General features: G+C 34.0%; 20 protein-coding genes. 15 read left to right on the forward strand and 5 right to left on the reverse strand.

What is annotated here, in order from left to right; translation table 11 throughout:
• Positions 1-2: 2 nt before the first annotated feature.
• On the reverse strand, positions 3-992 hold the full coding sequence (locus AC1EU5_RS14745; protein WP_480193182.1) for a D-alanine--D-alanine ligase: 990 nt from the start codon (positions 990-992) through the stop codon (positions 3-5).
• Between the two features lie 127 nt (positions 993-1,119).
• Here AC1EU5_RS14745 and AC1EU5_RS14750 point away from each other — a divergent pair, with 127 nt between their 5' ends.
• Together AC1EU5_RS14750 and AC1EU5_RS14755 are read left to right on the forward strand one after the other, a co-directional pair.
• Complete coding sequence (locus AC1EU5_RS14750) at positions 1,120-1,656, forward strand: PASTA domain-containing protein (RefSeq protein WP_480193183.1); 537 nt, start codon at positions 1,120-1,122, stop codon at positions 1,654-1,656.
• Positions 1,656-2,681, forward strand: a complete 1,026-nt coding sequence (locus AC1EU5_RS14755; protein WP_480193184.1) for an RluA family pseudouridine synthase — start codon at positions 1,656-1,658, stop codon at positions 2,679-2,681. Before AC1EU5_RS14750 ends, AC1EU5_RS14755 begins: the two co-directional genes overlap by 1 nt.
• A gap of 6 nt (positions 2,682-2,687) precedes the next feature.
• Here the strand turns inward: AC1EU5_RS14755 and AC1EU5_RS14760 are convergent, their stop codons facing one another.
• Positions 2,688-3,155, reverse strand: a complete 468-nt coding sequence (locus tag AC1EU5_RS14760) for an SgcJ/EcaC family oxidoreductase (RefSeq protein WP_480193185.1) — start codon at positions 3,153-3,155, stop codon at positions 2,688-2,690.
• 95 nt (positions 3,156-3,250) lie between these two features.
• Here AC1EU5_RS14760 and yaaA point away from each other — a divergent pair, with 95 nt between their 5' ends.
• On the forward strand, positions 3,251-4,009 hold the full coding sequence (yaaA, locus tag AC1EU5_RS14765; RefSeq protein WP_480193186.1) for a peroxide stress protein YaaA: 759 nt from the start codon (positions 3,251-3,253) through the stop codon (positions 4,007-4,009).
• Here yaaA and AC1EU5_RS14770 read toward each other — a convergent pair.
• A complete protein-coding gene (locus tag AC1EU5_RS14770; protein WP_480193187.1) occupies positions 4,006-5,430 on the reverse strand; it encodes an L-serine ammonia-lyase in 1,425 nt (474 codons plus the stop codon). The two genes, yaaA and AC1EU5_RS14770, sit on opposite strands and share 4 nt — an antisense overlap.
• Positions 5,431-5,717: 287 nt before the next feature.
• Here AC1EU5_RS14770 and dnaK point away from each other — a divergent pair, with 287 nt between their 5' ends.
• From dnaK to AC1EU5_RS14785, 3 genes are all read left to right on the forward strand, one after another.
• Positions 5,718-7,628, forward strand: coding sequence for a molecular chaperone DnaK (dnaK, locus tag AC1EU5_RS14775; protein ID WP_480193188.1), 1,911 nt, complete (start codon positions 5,718-5,720; stop codon positions 7,626-7,628).
• 324 nt (positions 7,629-7,952) lie between these two features.
• Positions 7,953-8,402, forward strand: coding sequence for a DUF7738 domain-containing protein (locus AC1EU5_RS14780; RefSeq protein WP_480193189.1), 450 nt, complete (start codon positions 7,953-7,955; stop codon positions 8,400-8,402).
• A gap of 90 nt (positions 8,403-8,492) precedes the next feature.
• Positions 8,493-9,782: an NAD(P)/FAD-dependent oxidoreductase gene (locus AC1EU5_RS14785; RefSeq protein ID WP_480193190.1), complete on the forward strand. Its 1,290-nt coding sequence runs from the start codon at positions 8,493-8,495 to the stop codon at positions 9,780-9,782.
• A 51-nt stretch (positions 9,783-9,833) separates the two neighbouring features.
• On the opposite strand, the gene AC1EU5_RS14790 is transcribed toward AC1EU5_RS14785, so the two are convergent.
• Positions 9,834-10,289 carry a CAP domain-containing protein gene (locus AC1EU5_RS14790; protein WP_480193191.1) on the reverse strand — a complete coding sequence of 152 codons (456 nt, stop codon included), beginning with the start codon at positions 10,287-10,289 and terminating at the stop codon, positions 9,834-9,836.
• A 135-nt stretch (positions 10,290-10,424) separates the two neighbouring features.
• On the opposite strand from AC1EU5_RS14790, the gene AC1EU5_RS14795 reads away from it, so the two are divergent.
• The 4 genes from AC1EU5_RS14795 (at position 10,425) to AC1EU5_RS14810 (ending at position 15,084) form a co-directional block, all read left to right on the forward strand.
• Positions 10,425-11,660: a glycosyltransferase gene (locus AC1EU5_RS14795; RefSeq protein ID WP_480193192.1), complete on the forward strand. Its 1,236-nt coding sequence runs from the start codon at positions 10,425-10,427 to the stop codon at positions 11,658-11,660.
• Positions 11,661-11,735: 75 nt separating this feature from the next.
• On the forward strand, positions 11,736-12,776 hold the full coding sequence (locus AC1EU5_RS14800) for a helix-turn-helix domain-containing protein (protein ID WP_480193193.1): 1,041 nt from the start codon (positions 11,736-11,738) through the stop codon (positions 12,774-12,776).
• A gap of 78 nt (positions 12,777-12,854) precedes the next feature.
• Positions 12,855-14,162, forward strand: a complete 1,308-nt coding sequence (locus AC1EU5_RS14805; protein WP_480193194.1) for an NTP/NDP exchange transporter — start codon at positions 12,855-12,857, stop codon at positions 14,160-14,162.
• A complete protein-coding gene (locus tag AC1EU5_RS14810; protein ID WP_480193195.1) occupies positions 14,152-15,084 on the forward strand; it encodes an aldo/keto reductase in 933 nt (310 codons plus the stop codon). The genes AC1EU5_RS14805 and AC1EU5_RS14810 overlap by 11 nt, the downstream gene beginning before the upstream one ends.
• Position 15,085: 1 nt before the next feature.
• Here AC1EU5_RS14810 and AC1EU5_RS14815 read toward each other — a convergent pair whose 3' ends face one another.
• Positions 15,086-16,081 (reverse strand): GlxA family transcriptional regulator, encoded by a 996-nt coding sequence (locus tag AC1EU5_RS14815; RefSeq protein WP_480193196.1) that lies wholly within the window; start codon positions 16,079-16,081, stop codon positions 15,086-15,088.
• 117 nt (positions 16,082-16,198) lie between these two features.
• Between AC1EU5_RS14815 and AC1EU5_RS14820 the strand changes: the two genes are divergently transcribed.
• The 5 genes from AC1EU5_RS14820 (at position 16,199) to AC1EU5_RS14840 (ending at position 18,478) form a co-directional block, all read left to right on the forward strand.
• Positions 16,199-16,513: a hypothetical protein gene (locus AC1EU5_RS14820; RefSeq protein WP_480193197.1), complete on the forward strand. Its 315-nt coding sequence runs from the start codon at positions 16,199-16,201 to the stop codon at positions 16,511-16,513.
• Between the two features lie 3 nt (positions 16,514-16,516).
• Entirely contained in the window at positions 16,517-17,173 is a 657-nt protein-coding gene (locus tag AC1EU5_RS14825) for a DUF2461 domain-containing protein (protein ID WP_480193198.1), read from the forward strand.
• Positions 17,174-17,175: 2 nt separating this feature from the next.
• Positions 17,176-17,511, forward strand: coding sequence for a TfoX/Sxy family protein (locus AC1EU5_RS14830; RefSeq protein WP_480193199.1), 336 nt, complete (start codon positions 17,176-17,178; stop codon positions 17,509-17,511).
• A 6-nt stretch (positions 17,512-17,517) separates the two neighbouring features.
• Positions 17,518-17,931, forward strand: a complete 414-nt coding sequence (locus tag AC1EU5_RS14835) for a VOC family protein (protein ID WP_480193200.1) — start codon at positions 17,518-17,520, stop codon at positions 17,929-17,931.
• 175 nt (positions 17,932-18,106) lie between these two features.
• Complete coding sequence (locus AC1EU5_RS14840; protein WP_480193201.1) at positions 18,107-18,478, forward strand: SnoaL-like domain-containing protein; 372 nt, start codon at positions 18,107-18,109, stop codon at positions 18,476-18,478.
• The last annotated feature ends 13 nt before the right edge of the window (positions 18,479-18,491 follow it).

Raw genomic sequence — 18,491 nt, forward strand, 5'->3', positions numbered from 1 at the left:
ATTTATTTTCCTCCTTTGGGGGGATTAAGGGAGGCTTCTATAGCATTTCCAAATAGCTCTCCTAAAGAAATACCCGCATGAGCAGCTTGCTGTGGCAATAAGCTGGCATCTGTAAGCCCTGGTACGGTATTCATTTCAAGGAAATAAGGCTCGTCACCTACAAAAATATATTCGCTACGAGAAAATCCACTCATATTTAAAACTTCATATACTTTTTTAGCTATGGTGTTTAAATTTTCCCACTGTAGATTGGTAAGCCTAGCTGGGGTTATCTCTTGAGAAGCTCCTAAATATTTAGCTTCATAATCAAAAAAATCATTACCTGTGACTATTTCAGTAGCAGTTAATACTTTAATTTCACCTTTATGTTGAATAACGCCAATTGATACTTCTATACCATCTAAAAATGATTCTATTAAGATTTCTTGATCTTCTTTAAAAGCAACTTCTAAAGCCTTTTGCAGATCTTCCTGTTTATGAACTTTACTGATACCAAAACTTGACCCCGCACTATTAGGTTTTACAAAACATGGTAAACCGACCTGATCAATAATGGCCTTTTCTTCAATCACATTACCTTGGTTTAGGTAGACAGATTTAGCTGTCTTTATTCCATATTGCTTTAATACACTAAGAGTATCTCTTTTATTAAAAGTGAGTGCCATTTGATAGAATGGGGCAGAGGTGTGCTTCATATCAATAAGGTCAAAATACGCTAAAATGACGCCATTTTCGCCTGGATGACCATGAATGGCATTGAAAACACAATCGAATGTAACCTTATTACCATTTTGGGTAAACGAAAAGTCGCTTTTATCAATTGGGTATTCCTGCTCACCAACTACTACTATCCATTTATTCTTTAATATATGAACTTTATATGGGGTATAATCTTCTTTATCAAGATGTTCATATACCATATTTCCACTCTTTAATGAAATTTCAACTTCAGAGGAGTAACCTCCCATAATAATGGCAATGTTTTTATTCATAGTTTACTACTAGGTCTGGCTTGATGAAAGCATAAAAATACATTTTTATATTGTTTTTTAGTAAGTTTGCCCTCGATTAATACCACCAAGAATGCAACTATTTCAATATTTAAAGAGCGCTATTTTTTTGAGAACAATTATAACCATTGTAGTGACTTCAGTTATAGGAATTTTTTTAATGATAAAGTTGCTGAATATTAGGACCAATCATGGTCAAAAAATTGAGGTGCCAGATTTATCTAAAATGACAACAGCTGAAGCGCATGCTACTTTAGATAAGATCAAACTAGATACTATAGTATTAGACTACGCAAGTTTTAATCCGGAATATCCGCCATTATCAGTTGTTGATCAAAACCCAGAACCTGGAGATTTTGTAAAGGAAGGACGAAAAATATACTTAACATTGAATCCTGAAAGCTATAGAAAGATTGCCATTCCTAATGTACTTGGAAAGACAAAACGACAAGTGGTAACACAGTTAACGTCTTCAGGGTTTAAAATTGGGAGCTCTACCTATGTTCCAGATATTGGTCGTGATGTTGTACGAAAGCTTAGATTTAATGGTGAAGATTTAAAAGTAGGTGATATGATACCAAAAAACTCTACCATTAATTTGGTATTAGGTGATGGTAAACTAGGGAATGATCCTGATGACAACTAATGAACGATACCTCAACTGAAATAGAACAAGACGATCTTTACGAACACTTTAAGTTTGATGCTGCAGAAGGTCAGGAACCTTTGCGTGTAGATAAATTTTTGATGAACTTTATTGAAAATGCTACGCGTAATAAAATTCAACAGGCTATTAAAGCAGGGAATGTATTGGTTAATGACAGGGAAGTCAAAGCCAATTATAAGGTAAAACCAAATGATGTGGTTCGGGTTGTATTGGCGCATCCGCCTCATGAAAATTTATTGGTAGCCGAAGAGATTCCTATTGATATTGTATATGAAGATGACGAGGTTATTGTGGTGAATAAACCTGCGGGTATGGTAGTACACCCAGGTCATGGGAATTATAATGGAACTTTGGTAAACGGATTGATTCATCATATAGAAAATTTACCAAAAAACTCTAATGAACGTCCGGGCTTAATACACAGAATAGATAAAGATACCAGTGGACTTTTAGTAGTTGCTAAAACAGAATATGCCATGGCGCATTTGGCCAAGCAATTTTTTGACAGAACTACAGATAGAAAGTATTTAGCATTGGTTTGGGGAAATGTTGACAATGAAGAGGGAACTATTACAGGTAATATTGGACGAAGTTTTAAAAACCGGTTATTAATGGATGTTTTTCCTGAGGGAGAACATGGGAAGCACGCAGTCACACATTATAAGGTAGTAGAACGATTTAGCTATGTTACCTTGGTTGAGTGTAAGCTGGAAACCGGTAGAACACACCAGATACGAGCACATTTTAAATATATAGGCCATACGCTTTTTAATGATGAGCGCTATGGAGGTGATAAGATATTGAAAGGAACAACTTTTAGTAAGTATAAGCAATTTGTAGAAAATTGTTTTAAAGCATTACCTAGGCAGGCGTTACATGCCAAAACGCTGGGTTTTGAGCACCCCATCACAAAAAAATGGTTAGAATTTGATTCTGAAATACCAGAAGATATGAAAGCCGCATTTGAGAAGTGGAGGAAGTATACGGTGAATCAGAAAGGTTGATTTTTTTCATTTAACTTGTCTATAGTCTACAGCAGTAATTTCACCTTCTTCATTAATAATATGAGTTTCTTTGCCTAGTACTACATCGGTATTATGAGCGGCAATACATAACCATTTATTTCCATTTTTTTGCACTATAAATGTGAATATATTCTTTCTATCGCCTGGATTATTTATTTGATTTATTGCTGTTTGATTACTTAGCTTCATACGGGCATGTACAACAGCAATATCCTCTTGTAAAAATTTCACTTTTGTTTTTCGTAATTCAATAGTAGATTTATTAAATATTTGTTTTAATCCGTAATCATGAGCTTTAAAAATAGCATCTCTGTTGTGCCACCATAACCCAACTACATTTATAAATTCTGCATCTTCAATAAAAAGACTAGCTATACCCTTTGCGTCCCTATTATTCCAAAAATGAATAAAGAGTAGTGGAATATCTTTAGGTTCTTTTGCTGTAATATCCATAAATTTTAACAATTTAACTATCAATTTTAAAAGTACTAAAAGTTTGATGATTGTTGTTTTGAGTTGTACTTTTATCTGGTAAAAGAATCTAGCAAATGAAAATAGTTATCTCACCTGCAAAATCACTGGATAGTGAATCGCAAATACCAACAAATAAATATTCTGAACCTGCTTTTTTAGAGCAATCTGAAAAACTAGCAGGAGTTTTAAAAAAGAAAAGTGCCAAACAATTGTCAAAACTCATGAGCATTTCTGACAATTTGGGTCAATTGAATTATGAGCGAAATCAAAGCTGGTCTTTGCCTTTTACACCAGAGAATGCTAGACAAGCTATTTATACATTTAAAGGTGATGTATTTAGAGGCTTTGATATTGATTCATTACCTGAAGAAAAGTTAGATCAATTACAGGATAAACTTCGAATCTTATCGGGCCAATATGGCTTATTAAAGCCACTTGATTTAATGCAACCCTATCGCTTAGAAATGGGAACTCGATTAAAAGTTGGACGAAAAGATAATTTGTATCAGTTTTGGGATACAACCATTACAGAAGCTTTAAATGAAGAATTAGTTGATGATGAGGTCTTCGTCAATTTGGCCAGTGCGGAATATTTTAAAGCGATCAAACCAAAATTATTAAAGGTTCCCGTGATCACTTGTGTGTTTAAAGACTTTAAAAATGGTCAGTACAAGACAATTATGACCTTTGCGAAGTTAGCACGTGGCTATATGACACGTTATATCACTGATAATGATATAGACACTATAGAAGGTTTGAAAGGATTTGATAGAGAAGGGTACGCTTTTGATGCAAATATATCTACAGAAACAGAGTTGGTATTTACTCGCTAACAATCTGTCAAGCTCACCTTAACTGCTAAACCACCCTCTGAAGTTTCTTTGTATTTATTATGCATGTCTTTAGCAGTTTCCCACATGGTATCTACTACCTTATCCAAAGGCACTTTTGCATGTTCTGGGTTGGTTTCTAATGCCAATTCTGCAGCATTAATAGCTTTGATAGCCCCCATAGAATTACGCTCAATACACGGTACTTGAACCAATCCGGCAATAGGATCACATGTCAACCCTAAGTGATGTTCCATGGCAATTTCTGCAGCGATCATAACTTGATCAGGTGTGCCACCCAATAATTCACACAAGGCACCGGCGGCCATTGCTGATGAAACTCCAATCTCAGCCTGACAACCTCCCATAGCAGCGGAAATAGTTGCCCCTTTTTTAAAGATGCTTCCTATTTCTCCTGCAACCAGTAAGAATTGCTTAATATCTTTAAAATCAGCTTTATGATTTTCTATCACTACATAATACATAAGTACAGCAGGTATAACACCTGCGCTGCCATTAGTAGGTGCAGTAACAACACGGCCTAATGATGCATTCACCTCATTGACACTTAATGCAAAACAGCTTACCCATTTTAGGATTTGCCGAAATTTCACTTCTGTCTTACGGATGGTCTCTAACCATTCATGTGGTGAACTGTAAGGCAATTCTCCTTTTAATTTCTGATGCATGTCATAAGCACGTCTTCTAACGTTTAATCCGCCAGGTAATTTACCTTCGGTATGACAACCTGTATACATACATTCTAGCATCGTGTTCCAGATACGTTGTATTTCATGATTGATTTCATCTTCAGTTCTAATGGATAGCTCATTTCTTAAAACCACTTCTGAAATTGAAAGATCTAGACTACTGCAATAGTTCAACAATTCACTTGCTTTATGAATCGGGTAGGGAAAAACAGAATTAAAAATATCTTCTTTCTTCTTGGCATTTTCCATGGTCTCTTTCACGACAAATCCACCACCAATGGAATAAAAAGTTGATGAAAAAGTATCCTTTTCGGTTAATGCTGTAAAGCGCATTCCGTTTGCGTGAAAAGGTAAAAATTCTCTGTTGAATTTTATATCTTTTTTTGGATCAAAGAGAATGTCAAACTCATTATTGAGTTTCAACATCTTAGATTCATTTATCTTATCAATTGTTCTAGAGATGTTTTCTACAGGAACTGTTTCAGGGTCTGCGCCAGATAATCCTAATTGTAGCGCTAAGTCAGTTGCATGTCCTTTTCCTGTTAAGGAAAGAGAGCCGTACAAATCAACTTTTATGCTTTTTACTTTTTGGAAAATATCAGCACCTTTGAGTTCTTGAATCCATCGTTCAGCTGCACGCCATGGCCCTAAGGTATGGGAACTTGACGGGCCAATGCCAATCTTGAGCATATCAAAAACACTAATGCTTTCCATGAAAATTACTTTTGGCTAAAGTAAGATAAAGAGCAAATATAATCTCATTATTGGGCAAACAAAGTTTGCTATAGTGACCTAATTAAAGTAAATAAATACTGCTTCATTAGTTCTAAACTATGTTAGAACTGACATTCTTAAGAATAATCGAGAGATTCTTTTACTGCCACTATGTCATTTTTAAATAAACTTTCCTGCCAAAGCACCTTAAAAGTACCACTGGCATAGTCATTGACTAGTTTTAATCGTATTAAAAAATCAGAAAACAAAAACAACAAAACAATATTATGAGTAAAATTATAGGGATAGACTTAGGAACAACCAACTCATGTGTTTCTGTAATGGAAGGTAATGAGCCTGTGGTGATTCCTAATGCTGAAGGTAAAAGAACTACACCATCAGTCATTGCTTTCGTTGAAGGTGGTGAAATCAAAGTTGGTGATCCTGCAAAGCGTCAGGCGGTAACAAATCCAACTAAGACGGTTTATTCTATTAAGCGTTTTATGGGTAACAAATATTCTGAATCTAGAAAAGAAGCAGAGCGTGTACCTTATAAGGTGGTAAAAGGAGATAATGATACACCAAGAGTGGATATTGACGGTCGTTTATATACTCCGCAAGAATTATCTGCTATGGTATTGCAGAAAATGAAAAAAACTGCAGAAGATTATTTAGGGACTTCGGTAAGTCAGGCAGTAATTACAGTTCCTGCGTATTTTAATGATGCACAGCGTCAGGCTACCAAAGAAGCTGGTGAAATCGCCGGATTAAAAGTTGAACGTATCATCAATGAGCCTACTGCTGCAGCACTAGCTTATGGAATGGATAAAAAAAATGAGGATAAAAAGATCGTTGTATTTGACTTTGGTGGTGGTACGCATGATGTATCTATTTTAGAATTAGGTGATGGTGTATTTGAAGTGTTATCTACAGATGGTGATACACATTTAGGTGGTGATGATGTAGATGAAAAAATCATTAACTGGTTGGCAGAAGAGTTCAAGAAAGATGAGAATATGGATCTTCGTGAGGACCCAATGGCATTACAACGTTTGAAGGAAGCTGCTGAAAAAGCTAAGATTGAGTTGTCGTCATCTACGCAAACAGAGATCAACTTACCTTATATTACAGCTACTGCAAGTGGCCCTAAGCACTTAGTAAGAACATTAGCAAGATCAAAGTTTGAGCAATTAATAGATGATTTAGTAAAAAGAACTATTGAACCATGTCAAACTGCATTGAAAAATGCCGACCTTTCAACAAGTGATATTGATGAAATTATTTTGGTTGGTGGTTCTACACGTATTCCTGCTGTTCAAGAAGCGGTAGAGAAATTCTTCGGTAAGAAACCTTCTAAAGGAGTGAATCCAGATGAGGTAGTGGCTGTAGGTGCTGCTATTCAAGGAGGTGTATTGACTGGTGATGTAAAAGATGTATTGTTATTAGATGTTACACCACTTTCGCTAGGTATTGAAACCATGGGGAATGTATTTACTAAGTTGATAGAAGCAAATACTACAATTCCAACTAAAAAATCGCAGGTATTCTCGACTGCTGCTGACAATCAGCCATCTGTAGAGATACATGTATTACAAGGTGAGCGTGCTATGGCTGCTGATAATAAAACGATTGGTCGTTTTCATTTAGATGGAATTCCACCAGCGCCAAGAGGAGTACCTCAAATTGAAGTAACCTTTGATATTGATGCAAATGGTATTATTAATGTATCGGCTAAAGATAAAGGTACTGGTAAAGAGCATAACATCAGAATTGAAGCTTCTTCTGGTCTAACAGATGAAGAGATAGAAAAAATGAAAGCTGAAGCGGAGGCGAATGCTGAAGCTGATAAGCAAGCAAAAGAAACTGCAGAAAAAGTCAATGCTGCTGATTCTATGATCTTTCAGACAGAAAAACAATTGAGTGAATTTGGTGATAAGTTGTCTGATGATAAGAAAGCACCAATTGAGTCTGCGTTAGAAGAGTTGAAGAAAGCACATGAGTCTAAAGATTTGGCTCAGATTGATGCTGCAATGGAAAAGATCAATGAAGCTTGGAAAGCTGCTTCTGAAGATTTATACAAAGCACAGCAAGAGGCGCAAGCAAATGGTGCTCCAGGAGCTGATGCCGGCGCAACAGAATCAACTTCTGAAGGAGATGATGTGCAAGATGTAGACTTTGAAGAAGTCAAAGAAGAGTAACAGTTATAAACTGTTTCAATATAGAATCCCGCTTATTTAAGCGGGATTTTTTGTTTTAGCCGTTATATATGATTTACTTAAGAGATTATACTTTTTAAATTAATTTTAGAACAAAACCGTCAGTTCCAGTTTTTTCACTTAGAAAAAGTATCGAGAACAAGGTTTTATCTACTTTAAAATTCTATTCTCGATACAATTTTTCTTCATCATATTCAGAAAAATCACTCGAATTGACGAATTTTTATCAAAATGTCAGTGAGTTTACTTTAGAATGCCTTAAGAAATGAAAATTACATTTACCTCAATGTATTAATACAATAAGTTATGTTTAAGTTCTTTAGTAAGAAAAGAAAGTATATTATTATCAACTGCATTACAGATGAAGTGTTAGTTGATGGTAAAGAATTAACGTTTCCCACTAAACATGATAACCTCGTAGAAACCTTTGGTAAACCTAACCGTAAGTTACAGAAGGATAAAACCTATATATTTTGGGATGCTTTGGGTATATTTTGTGCATATAACAATCCTGAAGAGATTCTATCGGTTAATTTTTATCAGAATAATAAGATAAAAAGCGAGTATAATACAAAACAACAGTTTAAAGGAGGTTTGTTCTTCAATTCCAAGAATATTACTAATGATGAGTTTAGTAAAATATCTTTAGGTAAAGTAGCAATTCATAGGTTAGGTAGTGAAAGCGAAATCAGGTTTGGCTTTAGTTTAGGTATTAATAACAATTTCATTACTAATTTAAGAAGAGTACATAATTAATTTTTTGGTCACTCTGAACAGAATGAATACCAAAAAGGTAATTTTTACCTTAACAAATACTACTTTTACCTGCTCAAATAATAGTAGTTAATGAACATTCCTCAAACGAGTTTCCCAAGAGTGGTAATTATTGGCGGTGGATTTGCAGGTTTAGCAACTGCCAGAGGTCTTGAAAAAAAAGATATTCAAGTTGTACTAATTGATAAACATAATTATCATACTTTTCAACCTTTATTATACCAGGTAGCAACCGGAGGTTTAGAACCGGACTCTATAGCCTTCCCTTTACGGAAACGATTTAACGATGTAGAAGATTTTTACTTCAGGCTTGCTGAGGTGACTATGGTACACCCTGAAGAAAATAAAATAGAAACTTCAATTGGTAGTCTTTCATATGACCATTTAGTAATTGCAACGGGCTCAAAAACCAATTTTTTTGGCAATACAAATGTTGAGAGGTATGCTATGGAAATGAAATCCATTCCTCAGTCATTAAACCTAAGAAGTTTAATCTTAGAAAATTTTGAAGATGCTTTACTGGTAAAAGATCTTGAAAAACGAAGGGCATTGATGAATTTTGTGATAGTGGGTGGTGGTCCAACAGGAGTAGAATTGGCTGGAGCCTTGGCAGAAATGAAGAAAGGTATTCTCCCTAAAGATTATCCTGATCTTGACATTAGGGAAATGAAGATTAATTTAATTCAGGCATCCCCTGAATTATTAAAAGGTATGAGCCCTGAGGCATCCAAAAAAGCAGAAGATTTCCTGATTACTCTAGATGTTGATGTATGGAAAGATTTAAGGGTATTAAATTATGATGGGGAAACTGTTACTACAGATGGTGAGGCTCATTTTAAAGCAGCTACGGTTATTTGGGCGGCAGGTGTCTTAGGAGATGCTATAAATGGTTTACCTACAGAATGTGTTGTTGAACGAGCCAATAGAATAAAAGTAGATCAGTTTAATAAGGTTGAAAACACTACTAATATTTATGCTATTGGAGATGTGGCTTGTATGCAATCAGAAAAATATCCTTATGGGCATCCTATGATGGCGCAACCCGCCATTCAACAAGGTAGATTATTGGCAAAAAATTTATTAGCTGTTATTAGAGGAAAAAGTCAAAAACCTTTTAGTTATAATGATAAGGGCTCTATGGCTACCATTGGCCGCAATAAAGCTGTAGTTGACCTCCCTAAATGGAAATTTCAAGGTGTTTTTGCATGGTTTGTATGGATGTTTGTGCATTTATTTTCATTAATAGGATTTAGAAATAAAGCCATCGTATTTTTAAACTGGGTATACAATTATATTCGTTTTGATAGAGAAACCCGTCTAATCATTCGCCCATATAAGGAGAAAAACAAATATTCATTTTAAATAAAAAAGACCAGTTTTAAACTGGTCTTTCATTTTTTTGAATAGTAAGATTTACTTGAAAAAGATCTGGGTATAATAATATTTACCATTATCATCCTTTTTTACAGCTAGACCAATATGTGTGAAGTCACCTTCAATATTGGCTTTAGACCATAAATTTTCCAAACATACCTGCATCGCTTTTTCTGCACTGATATCATAACCAATATTTTCGGTTATTTCTTCAGCATTCACAGTTTGCTCAAGAGCATCCCAACGAGCATCAAAATTGTCATGGTTTACATCATTTTGTAATGACATATAAGATGCATGTTGAGCAGCCAATGCATCGGCAGCTTCACTTCTTGTCAGTTTAGATTTACCCAGTTTGGCACGATGATTATTTACCATTGTTATCAAGTCATTCGCAACAGCTATTTCATCGTCAAAACTAGTGGTCTTGGTATTTGTCCAAGAAACCATTACAAAAATTAAGGGGAGAGTCCAGAAAAATAATTTTCGACTCATAATATGATTATAATAGGTTTAACTTTATATATAACTCCTTCTAAAACGTTTTAGTATGTCAGATTTATTTTTGTTTTCTACAATATGATTTGATCTAGGCTAAATCCAGTATTTTTGATTTCATAAATTTTTAGTTTGAACGTACTGATAATAGGTTATGTCTGGGTTGAACCAAACGCATCAGCGGCTGGTTGTAGAATGCTTCAACTTATAGAAGTATTTTTAAAACAAGACTGGGAAATAACCTTTGCATCACCTGCACAACGTAATGAAAAAGCAAAGAATTTATCTGAATTGGGGGTTGAAGAAGTGTTCATTGAATTGAATCACGCTTCTTTTGATGTTTTTGTTAAGAAATTAAACCCTGATATTGTACTATTCGATCGTTTTATGATGGAAGAACAATTTGGCTGGCGAGTAGCCGAGAATTGCCCAAATGCAATACGAATTTTAGATACTGAAGACTTCCATTCGCTTAGAAAAGCACGTCATAAAGCTTTAAAAGAAGACAGGTCATTTCAGGAAGAGAATCTACTAATCTTTGATCTTACAAAACGGGAGATTGCTTCAATACTCAGATGTGATTTGTCATTGATGATTTCAGCCTATGAAATGGATCTATTGCTACGAGTGTTTAAAATAAATAAAGAGTTGTTACATCATATTCCTTTTCTCTTAGATAGTATAGATGAAATTCATGTGAATTCATGGAAAGGATTTGAGGAGCGACGACATTTTACCATTATTGGCAATTGTCTCCATGACCCAAATGTGGATGCTATTTTGTTGCTGAAAAAGGTTATTTGGCCACTAATTAGAAAACAACTACCCAATGCTGAATTGCATATATATGTGGCATATGCTACTCAACAGGTAAACGAATTACATAATGAAAAAGAGGGATTTCTAATTAAAGGCTATACGGATAATCCTGAAAGGGTTGTACGAAATATTCGTGTAGTATTAGCACCATTACGATTTGGAGCAGGTATTAAAGGAAAACTAACCGAGGCAATGCTATACGGAGCACCTAGTATGACAACTTCTATTGGTGCCGAAGGGATGCATGGTGATTTAGCTTGGAATGGATTTATTGAAGATAATCCTGAATTATTTGCAAAAGAAGCGGTTGAGTTATACTCCAATAAATCACTTTGGGAACAGTCACAACAGAACGGAATTGAACTGATCAATAAATTCTATGATAAAGAAGGGTTAGGTCATAAGTTTATTGAGCGAATTAAAAAACTGCAACAGAATATAGAAAATCATAGAAAACAAAACTTTTTTGGTGCGTTATTACAACACCATTCTTTACAAAGCACTAAATACTTAAGTAAATGGATAGAAGCCAAGAATAGCAAGTCTTAAAATTATCCTAAAAAGTTCCTGAAATAGTTTCTGATCTAAAAATTAAGCTAACTTAGTGTCAGTTATTTTCAGATATTGAGAACGGCAAAATTAGATAAAAACATAGAGGTGTTAATAGGTAGTTTGGGCGCTGCTCAGAGCCTATACATTTCTTTCTATAGTTTTTTTTACAAGAAACGAGACTTTAAAAGTATTTTACTTGCAGCTTTCTTTTTTACTATAACACTTCGCATCATTAAGTCACTTTCATGGGTCTATATTGAAAATACGCCTAATTGGTTTTTGAATGTAGGTTTTGCGGCTCATACTGCTTTTGGTCCGCTACTTTTTTTATATGTAAGTCATTATTTTTTTGGTAATAAATGGTCTATAAAAAATTGGATACATTTTATTCCTTTTGCTGCATTGCTACTATTTACTTTTAAATTGGAAGCTAATAATTTTTGGAATGTCGGTGGATATCGGTTGCTACTATATCAACAAATGATTTATAGTTTTGTAACATTAATGGTTTTTGGTTATGCCTTTTTTAAAAGGAACAAATTTTCATTAGATAAGAGAGAATGGTTTTGGATAGGTATTTTAACCATTGGAACTTTAGTACTTCAGCTAGCGTATTTTTCTAATTATATTTTAGGACTAACACCCTATTTGCTTGGACCAATTGTCTATGGAGTTTTTGTTTACTTCTTGAGTTTTTTCCTGGTAAAGAACCCTCAGGTACTTCAGAATTTTAAAAAGTATAAGCATATTAAACTTAAAGAAAATGCCTCGGAGATGTATGCTCAGAAAATCGAAGACCTAATGCAAAAAGGCAAACCTTTTATACAACCTGATTTTACCATAAAACAACTAGCAGAAACGTTGAAATTACCCGTTTATATAGTTTCCCACACAATTAATAATTCTTTCTCAAGAAATTTTTCGGAGTATGTTAACGGCTATCGCATTGAAGAGGCAAAAAAACTCTTAGCTAAAAAAGAACATCATCATTTAAAGATTTCGGCTATTGCATATGAGTGCGGATTTAATTCTTTGTCATCGTTCAATATTGCTTTTAAAAGGCAAACTGGTCAAACACCATCAGATTACAAAAAAAGACTTTTGAATTTATAAATCACTCTTTCTTTTTACCAAATCACTCATAGTTTTACAAAGATGAATAACACTTTTGATTTGTTTTAAATCAAGGTTATGCAACATTATTTAGATAAACTATTTATGAAAATGATGATTCGTCCGGAAGAACAAAAACTAGTACTTTGGTCATTCATATATTTTTTTAGCCTGCTATCAGGATATTTCATCCTACGACCCTTACGAGATGAAATGGGTATTATCAATGGGGCTAATAAAATGCAATGGTTATTTACGGGTACTTTTGTTATGATGTTGTTGGTAGTTCCTGTGTTTGGTTTTATTACCAGAAAATATCCTATTAAAAAAGTTCTAAGTATCTCATATTGTTTTTTTGTAGGAAACCTGGTCATTTTTTATGTGTTATTTGCCTTTACAGGAAAGTCAAGTGCATTGGCAAGTACTTTTTTTATTTGGCTGAGTGTCTTTAATTTATTCGTGATATCTCTATTTTGGAGTTTTATGTCAGATGTGTATTCCAGTAGGGCTTCTAAAAGAGTTTTTGGAATTATAGCTGCTGGAGGAAGTCTTGGTGCATTGGTAGGACCTTTAATTTCATCTTTTGTAGCACAAAATTCTTCTATAAAGAACCTACTATTGTTGGCAATCTGTTTTCTTGTTGTAGCAATAATTTCTATAGAAAAAATTGCAAAATTTAAACTTGAGAAACCTTCAAATGATAATTCTAATTTGTTTGACCCTAATAGAGTTCTAAAAAAGAATTTTTGGAAAGGACTTCAAAATGTATTTCAATCAAGGTACCTTTTAACTATAGTAAGCTTTATTCTATTATATACCGCTATTTCAACTTTTTTGTATTTTGAGCAAGCACATATTTTAGAGCAAGCAATTAAAGACAGTAGCAAACGAATTGTTTATTTTTCAAGGGTAGATTTAATAACCAATACTTTGGCAATCACAGGGCAGTTCTTAATTACGAATCGTATCATAAAAAAATATGGTTTAGCAATAGCATTAAGTAGTATTCCTTTGTTATTAGCTATTGGGTTTTTGGTTGTTAGCTATAAATTATCATTATTGTTAATAGCTGTATTAATTGTACTACATCGTGCTGGGAATTTCTCTATTCTAAAACCTTCAAGAGAAATACTATATACTATTTGTAGTAAAGAAGAAAAATACAGAGCCAAGAATTTTATTGATACGGTTATATATAGAGGAGGGGATGCCTTAACGGGATGGGTCTTTACACTGTTTATTTCTTTAGGTTTTGGATTGTCAGCAATCGCTTTAATAGCCATTCCATTAATTGTATTATGGTCACTCACTGGGTATCGCTTGGGAAAAGAACATGCAACAAAAGAAAAAGAATTAATTTTAAATACTGTAAACCATGAAAAATAAAACCTGTAATAGGAGGGAAGTATTAAAATTAACTGGATTAATATCAGCTGGATTATTGACTTATCCTCATTTATTGTCTTTTAGTAGTAAAGAAACTATGAATGAAAGAAGAATTCCATCTTCAAATGAAAAATTACCGGTAGTTGGCTTAGGTACATGGCAAACCTTTGATGTAGGCAATTCAAAAGTTAGAAGGCCTGTATTGTCCCAAGTGCTTATTGAAATGCAAAAGTTAGGAGGAAGGGTTATTGATTCATCGCCTATGTATGGTAGTTCCGAAAAAGTAGTTGGCGATTTAACAGCAGAATCGGGTTTTGCAAACCAATTTTTCTATGCTACAAAAATCTGGACTTCAGGTAAAGATGCTGGTATTCAGCAAATGGAAAGATCATTCAAGTTAATGCAAAGAAAGCAACTAGATTTGATGCAAATACACAATCTGGTGGATTGGAAAATACATGTAAAAACACTCAAAGATTGGAAAGAAAAAGGAAAGATAAGGTATTGGGGTATTACACATTATACAAATGCATCGCATACATCTTTAGAGAAAGTCATCCGGCAAGAAAAACCAGATTTTGTACAGTTCAATTATTCCATAAGAGAGCGGCATGCTGAAAAATCATTATTTAAAACCGTTAGAGAAAATGAAACAGCCGTTTTGATCAATCAACCCTATGATAGTGGTTCGCTATTTAGAATCACTCGTGGCAAACAGTTACCTGAATGGTGTAAAGAGTACGAAATTAATAGTTGGGGGCAATATTTTTTAAAATTCATTCTTTCTAATGAATTAGTAACCTGTGTCATTCCCGGTACTTCAAAACCAAAACATGTTATAGATAATATGATGGCGGGCTATGGTAAAATGCCTGATGTAAAGGGCAGAGAGAAAATGTATAAGTATTTGAAAGAACTCTAGTTTAATAGGTTACCGCTGCTAATTCTCTATTGTATTTATTTTTATACGCCATTGGTGTTAATCCTGTGTACTTTTTAAATACATTTCTGAATGCCTTGGTGTCTATATAACCTACATCATACATTACTTCATTTACATTTTTATGTGTAGATTCCAATTTCTTTTTTGCGGCTTCTACCCGTACACGCTGTATATATTCCAATGGAGTGTTAGCAGTTGCTTTTTTAAAACGCCTTATAAAATTGCGGCGACTTATCGCCAACATAACTGCAAGCTCTTCAACTGATATTTTTTTGGCTACATTATTCTCAATATACGTTTGCGCTTTTTTAACTAGAGAATCTGAGTGCTCTTTTTGCCCATTAAAAATGGCAAACTGATTTTGGTTGTCACGATCCATTTCTATTTCAAAGAATTTTGAAGCAAAAATGGCGGCTTCCTGCCCACAGTATTTTCTGACTAAATGCAAAAGAAGATTCAAAAAAGAATAAGCACCTCCACTTGAATAAATCCCTTCTTGATCGGTGACTATTTTTTCGGGTAAAACATTTATTTGAGGATACATTTGTTTAAATATATCTATCACGACCCAATGCGTAGCGCATTGCTTATGATCCACCAGTCCCGTTTCGGCTAAGAAGAATGCACCAACACATAAGCTGGCAATCTCAGCTTTATTTTTTAATCGCTGTTTGCGGATCCAAGGAATAAAATCTGCATTGTTTTGTAATTCTTGCACAATACTATTTGGAGTGATGGCGGCAATAATGATAAGGTCTGTTTTTTGAATATCATTTAATGTGGCATCACAATGAATAGCAAAAGCACCATCATAGAGTATTGTATCTTTTTCAATACCTACTAAATGAATATTAAAAAAAGGTTCGCCAGTGGTTTTAATCATGTATTGATTGACAGCCGTAAAAATCTTATAAGGCCCAACAACGCTGCTCAAAACCACATTACTTTTAGGAACTAGAATGCTTATATGTTTCATGATTGTTCTATGTTTTAATAATCCAAAGGTATATATTCAATATGGCATAATCAACACTCTAAAGTGTCAAATTTGACCTACTCTCTTATTTCAAATGATACCTAACTTTGATACGCAATGAAAGAAAAACAACTTTTTGAATTCATAAGAACTAAATTTTGTGGTACCTGTGATGGTGTAACCGAAGGCAAGATGATGAGCTCTCCTGCCATTCATTATAAAGGAAAGGTATTTGCTTTTTTCTCACGCAAAAACAAGATGGTCTTTAAGTTAGGAAAGGATTTTAATAATGAAGAATTTGAAATTCCGTTGAACGAATTCAGCCCATTTAAAACCAAGAAACCATTAGTTGGTTGGTATGAAGCTGATTATGAGTATCACCATAAATGGGAAAGCTTGACCAAGCAAGCTTTAGAACCAATGAAAATCTAAGATATGATCTCAAAAACCTATTCTGATTTCTTTAGAGAATTAGAACAAAACAATCATAAAGACTGGTTTCATGCTAATAAAAAGCGGTATGAAGCTAATGTAAAAACGCCATTTTTAGAGTTGCTTTCCGAGTTGATTCCTCAACTCAGAAAATGGGATGATAGAATTCTTGCTGACGAAAAGAAAGCAATGTTTCGTATTAATAGAGATGTACGTTTTTCAAAAGATAAAACTCCGTATAATACATTACTGAAAGCTGGATTCTCCCCAAATGGTAAAAAATCAATGCTACCGGGGTACTATTTAGGTATAAGTGCTGATACAATTTATGTTGGAGGTGGGTTATTTAATGTGAAGTCACCAGAAGTAAAACTGATCCGTAAGCATATTGCAATGAATATCGATGATTTTTTAAACATTGTAAATGCACCAAGTTTTAAAAAACATCTAACCGAACTAAAAGGAGAAAAAGCCAAGCGTATTGATAAAGAGCTAGATGATGTTAGTGAAAGAACTGATTTGATCTATAACAAACAATTTTATGCAATGACCCAGTTGCCATTAAGAACATATTATAACTCATCAGATATAGTAGAAGTAATCTTAGAGCATTTTCAAGCTATAAAACCATTGAATGAATTTTTAAGCAAAGCATTCTAGATATGGTAGTAGATAACCAATATTTAAATTTTGTAAAAGATCAATTAACTGAAATGGGTGATTTTGAAACTAAAAAAATGTTTGGAGGTGTAGGTTTTTTTAAAGAAGGAATTATGTTTGCGATGCTCGGTGGAGGTATTTTTAGATTGCGAGTTGATGAAACGAATAAGGTAGATTTTAAAGCAAAAGGGATGCAACCGTATACTTCATCATCGAAGAAAAAAGGAATGCCATATTATGAAGTTCCAGTAGAAGTTTTAGAAGATAGGTCAGTATTAAAGGAATGGGCTTTAAAAGCGTTTCAAGTAGCAAAAAACAATAAAAAATTACAAGCCTAATAAATTATGACAGCGAATAAAGCATGTATTATCCCGACAATTCACTACAAAAATGCAGAAACAGCCATCGAATGGTTATGCGCTGCATTCGGATTTGAAAAGCACCTTGTAGTCCAAGGAGAAGACAATACAATTATACATGCTCAACTGACATATAGAAATTCGATGATTATGTTAAGTTCTGGAAGTAATAACGAATACGGCAAATTGCTAAAAGTACCCAACAGTTTGAGCGGATTGAATACTCAAGCACCTTATATAATTGTGGAAAAAATTGATGAGCATTATAAAAAAGCTGTTGCCAGAGGTGCGAAAATACTTTTAGAAATTAAGAATCAAGAGTATGGTGGTCGTGGCTATACATGCAGGGATATTGAAGACCATATTTGGAATTTTGGTTCATATAATCCATGGAATTAAGATAAATGGGAAAGCTTGACTAACCAAGCTTTAGAACTAATGAAAATCTAAGACAGATTTCAAAAGCCTATTCTGATTTTTTGGAGGATAGGTCGGTACTAAAAAAATGGGCTTTAAAAGCCTTTGAAGTAAGCAAAAAATATAAGAAATAATTAATCTATAAATCATTAAAATTATGACAACACAACAAGTAGCTGACAGACTAGTAGAACTATGCAGACGAGGTCAATTTGAAACTGCCATGCAAGAATTATACGATTCTAATATTGTGAGTATTGAACCAGACGGGGCTCCTATGAAAGAATCAAGAGGTATTCAAGAAGTGATGGCTAAAGCACAGCAATGGAGTGATATGGTAGAAGAAGTTCATTCAATGAAAGTTTCTGACCCCATTGTGGCCGATAAATTTTTCTCATGTACCATGGAAATGGATTTAACGTACAAGGGTGCGCCACGATCAAATATGGAAGAAATATGCCTATATCAAGTAAATAATGGAAAAATTGTACGTGAAGAATTTTTCTTTACACCAATGCAACAAGGATAAAATAAGAAGAGGA

Source organism: Maritimimonas sp. 2405UD52-3 (genome assembly GCF_056591715.1).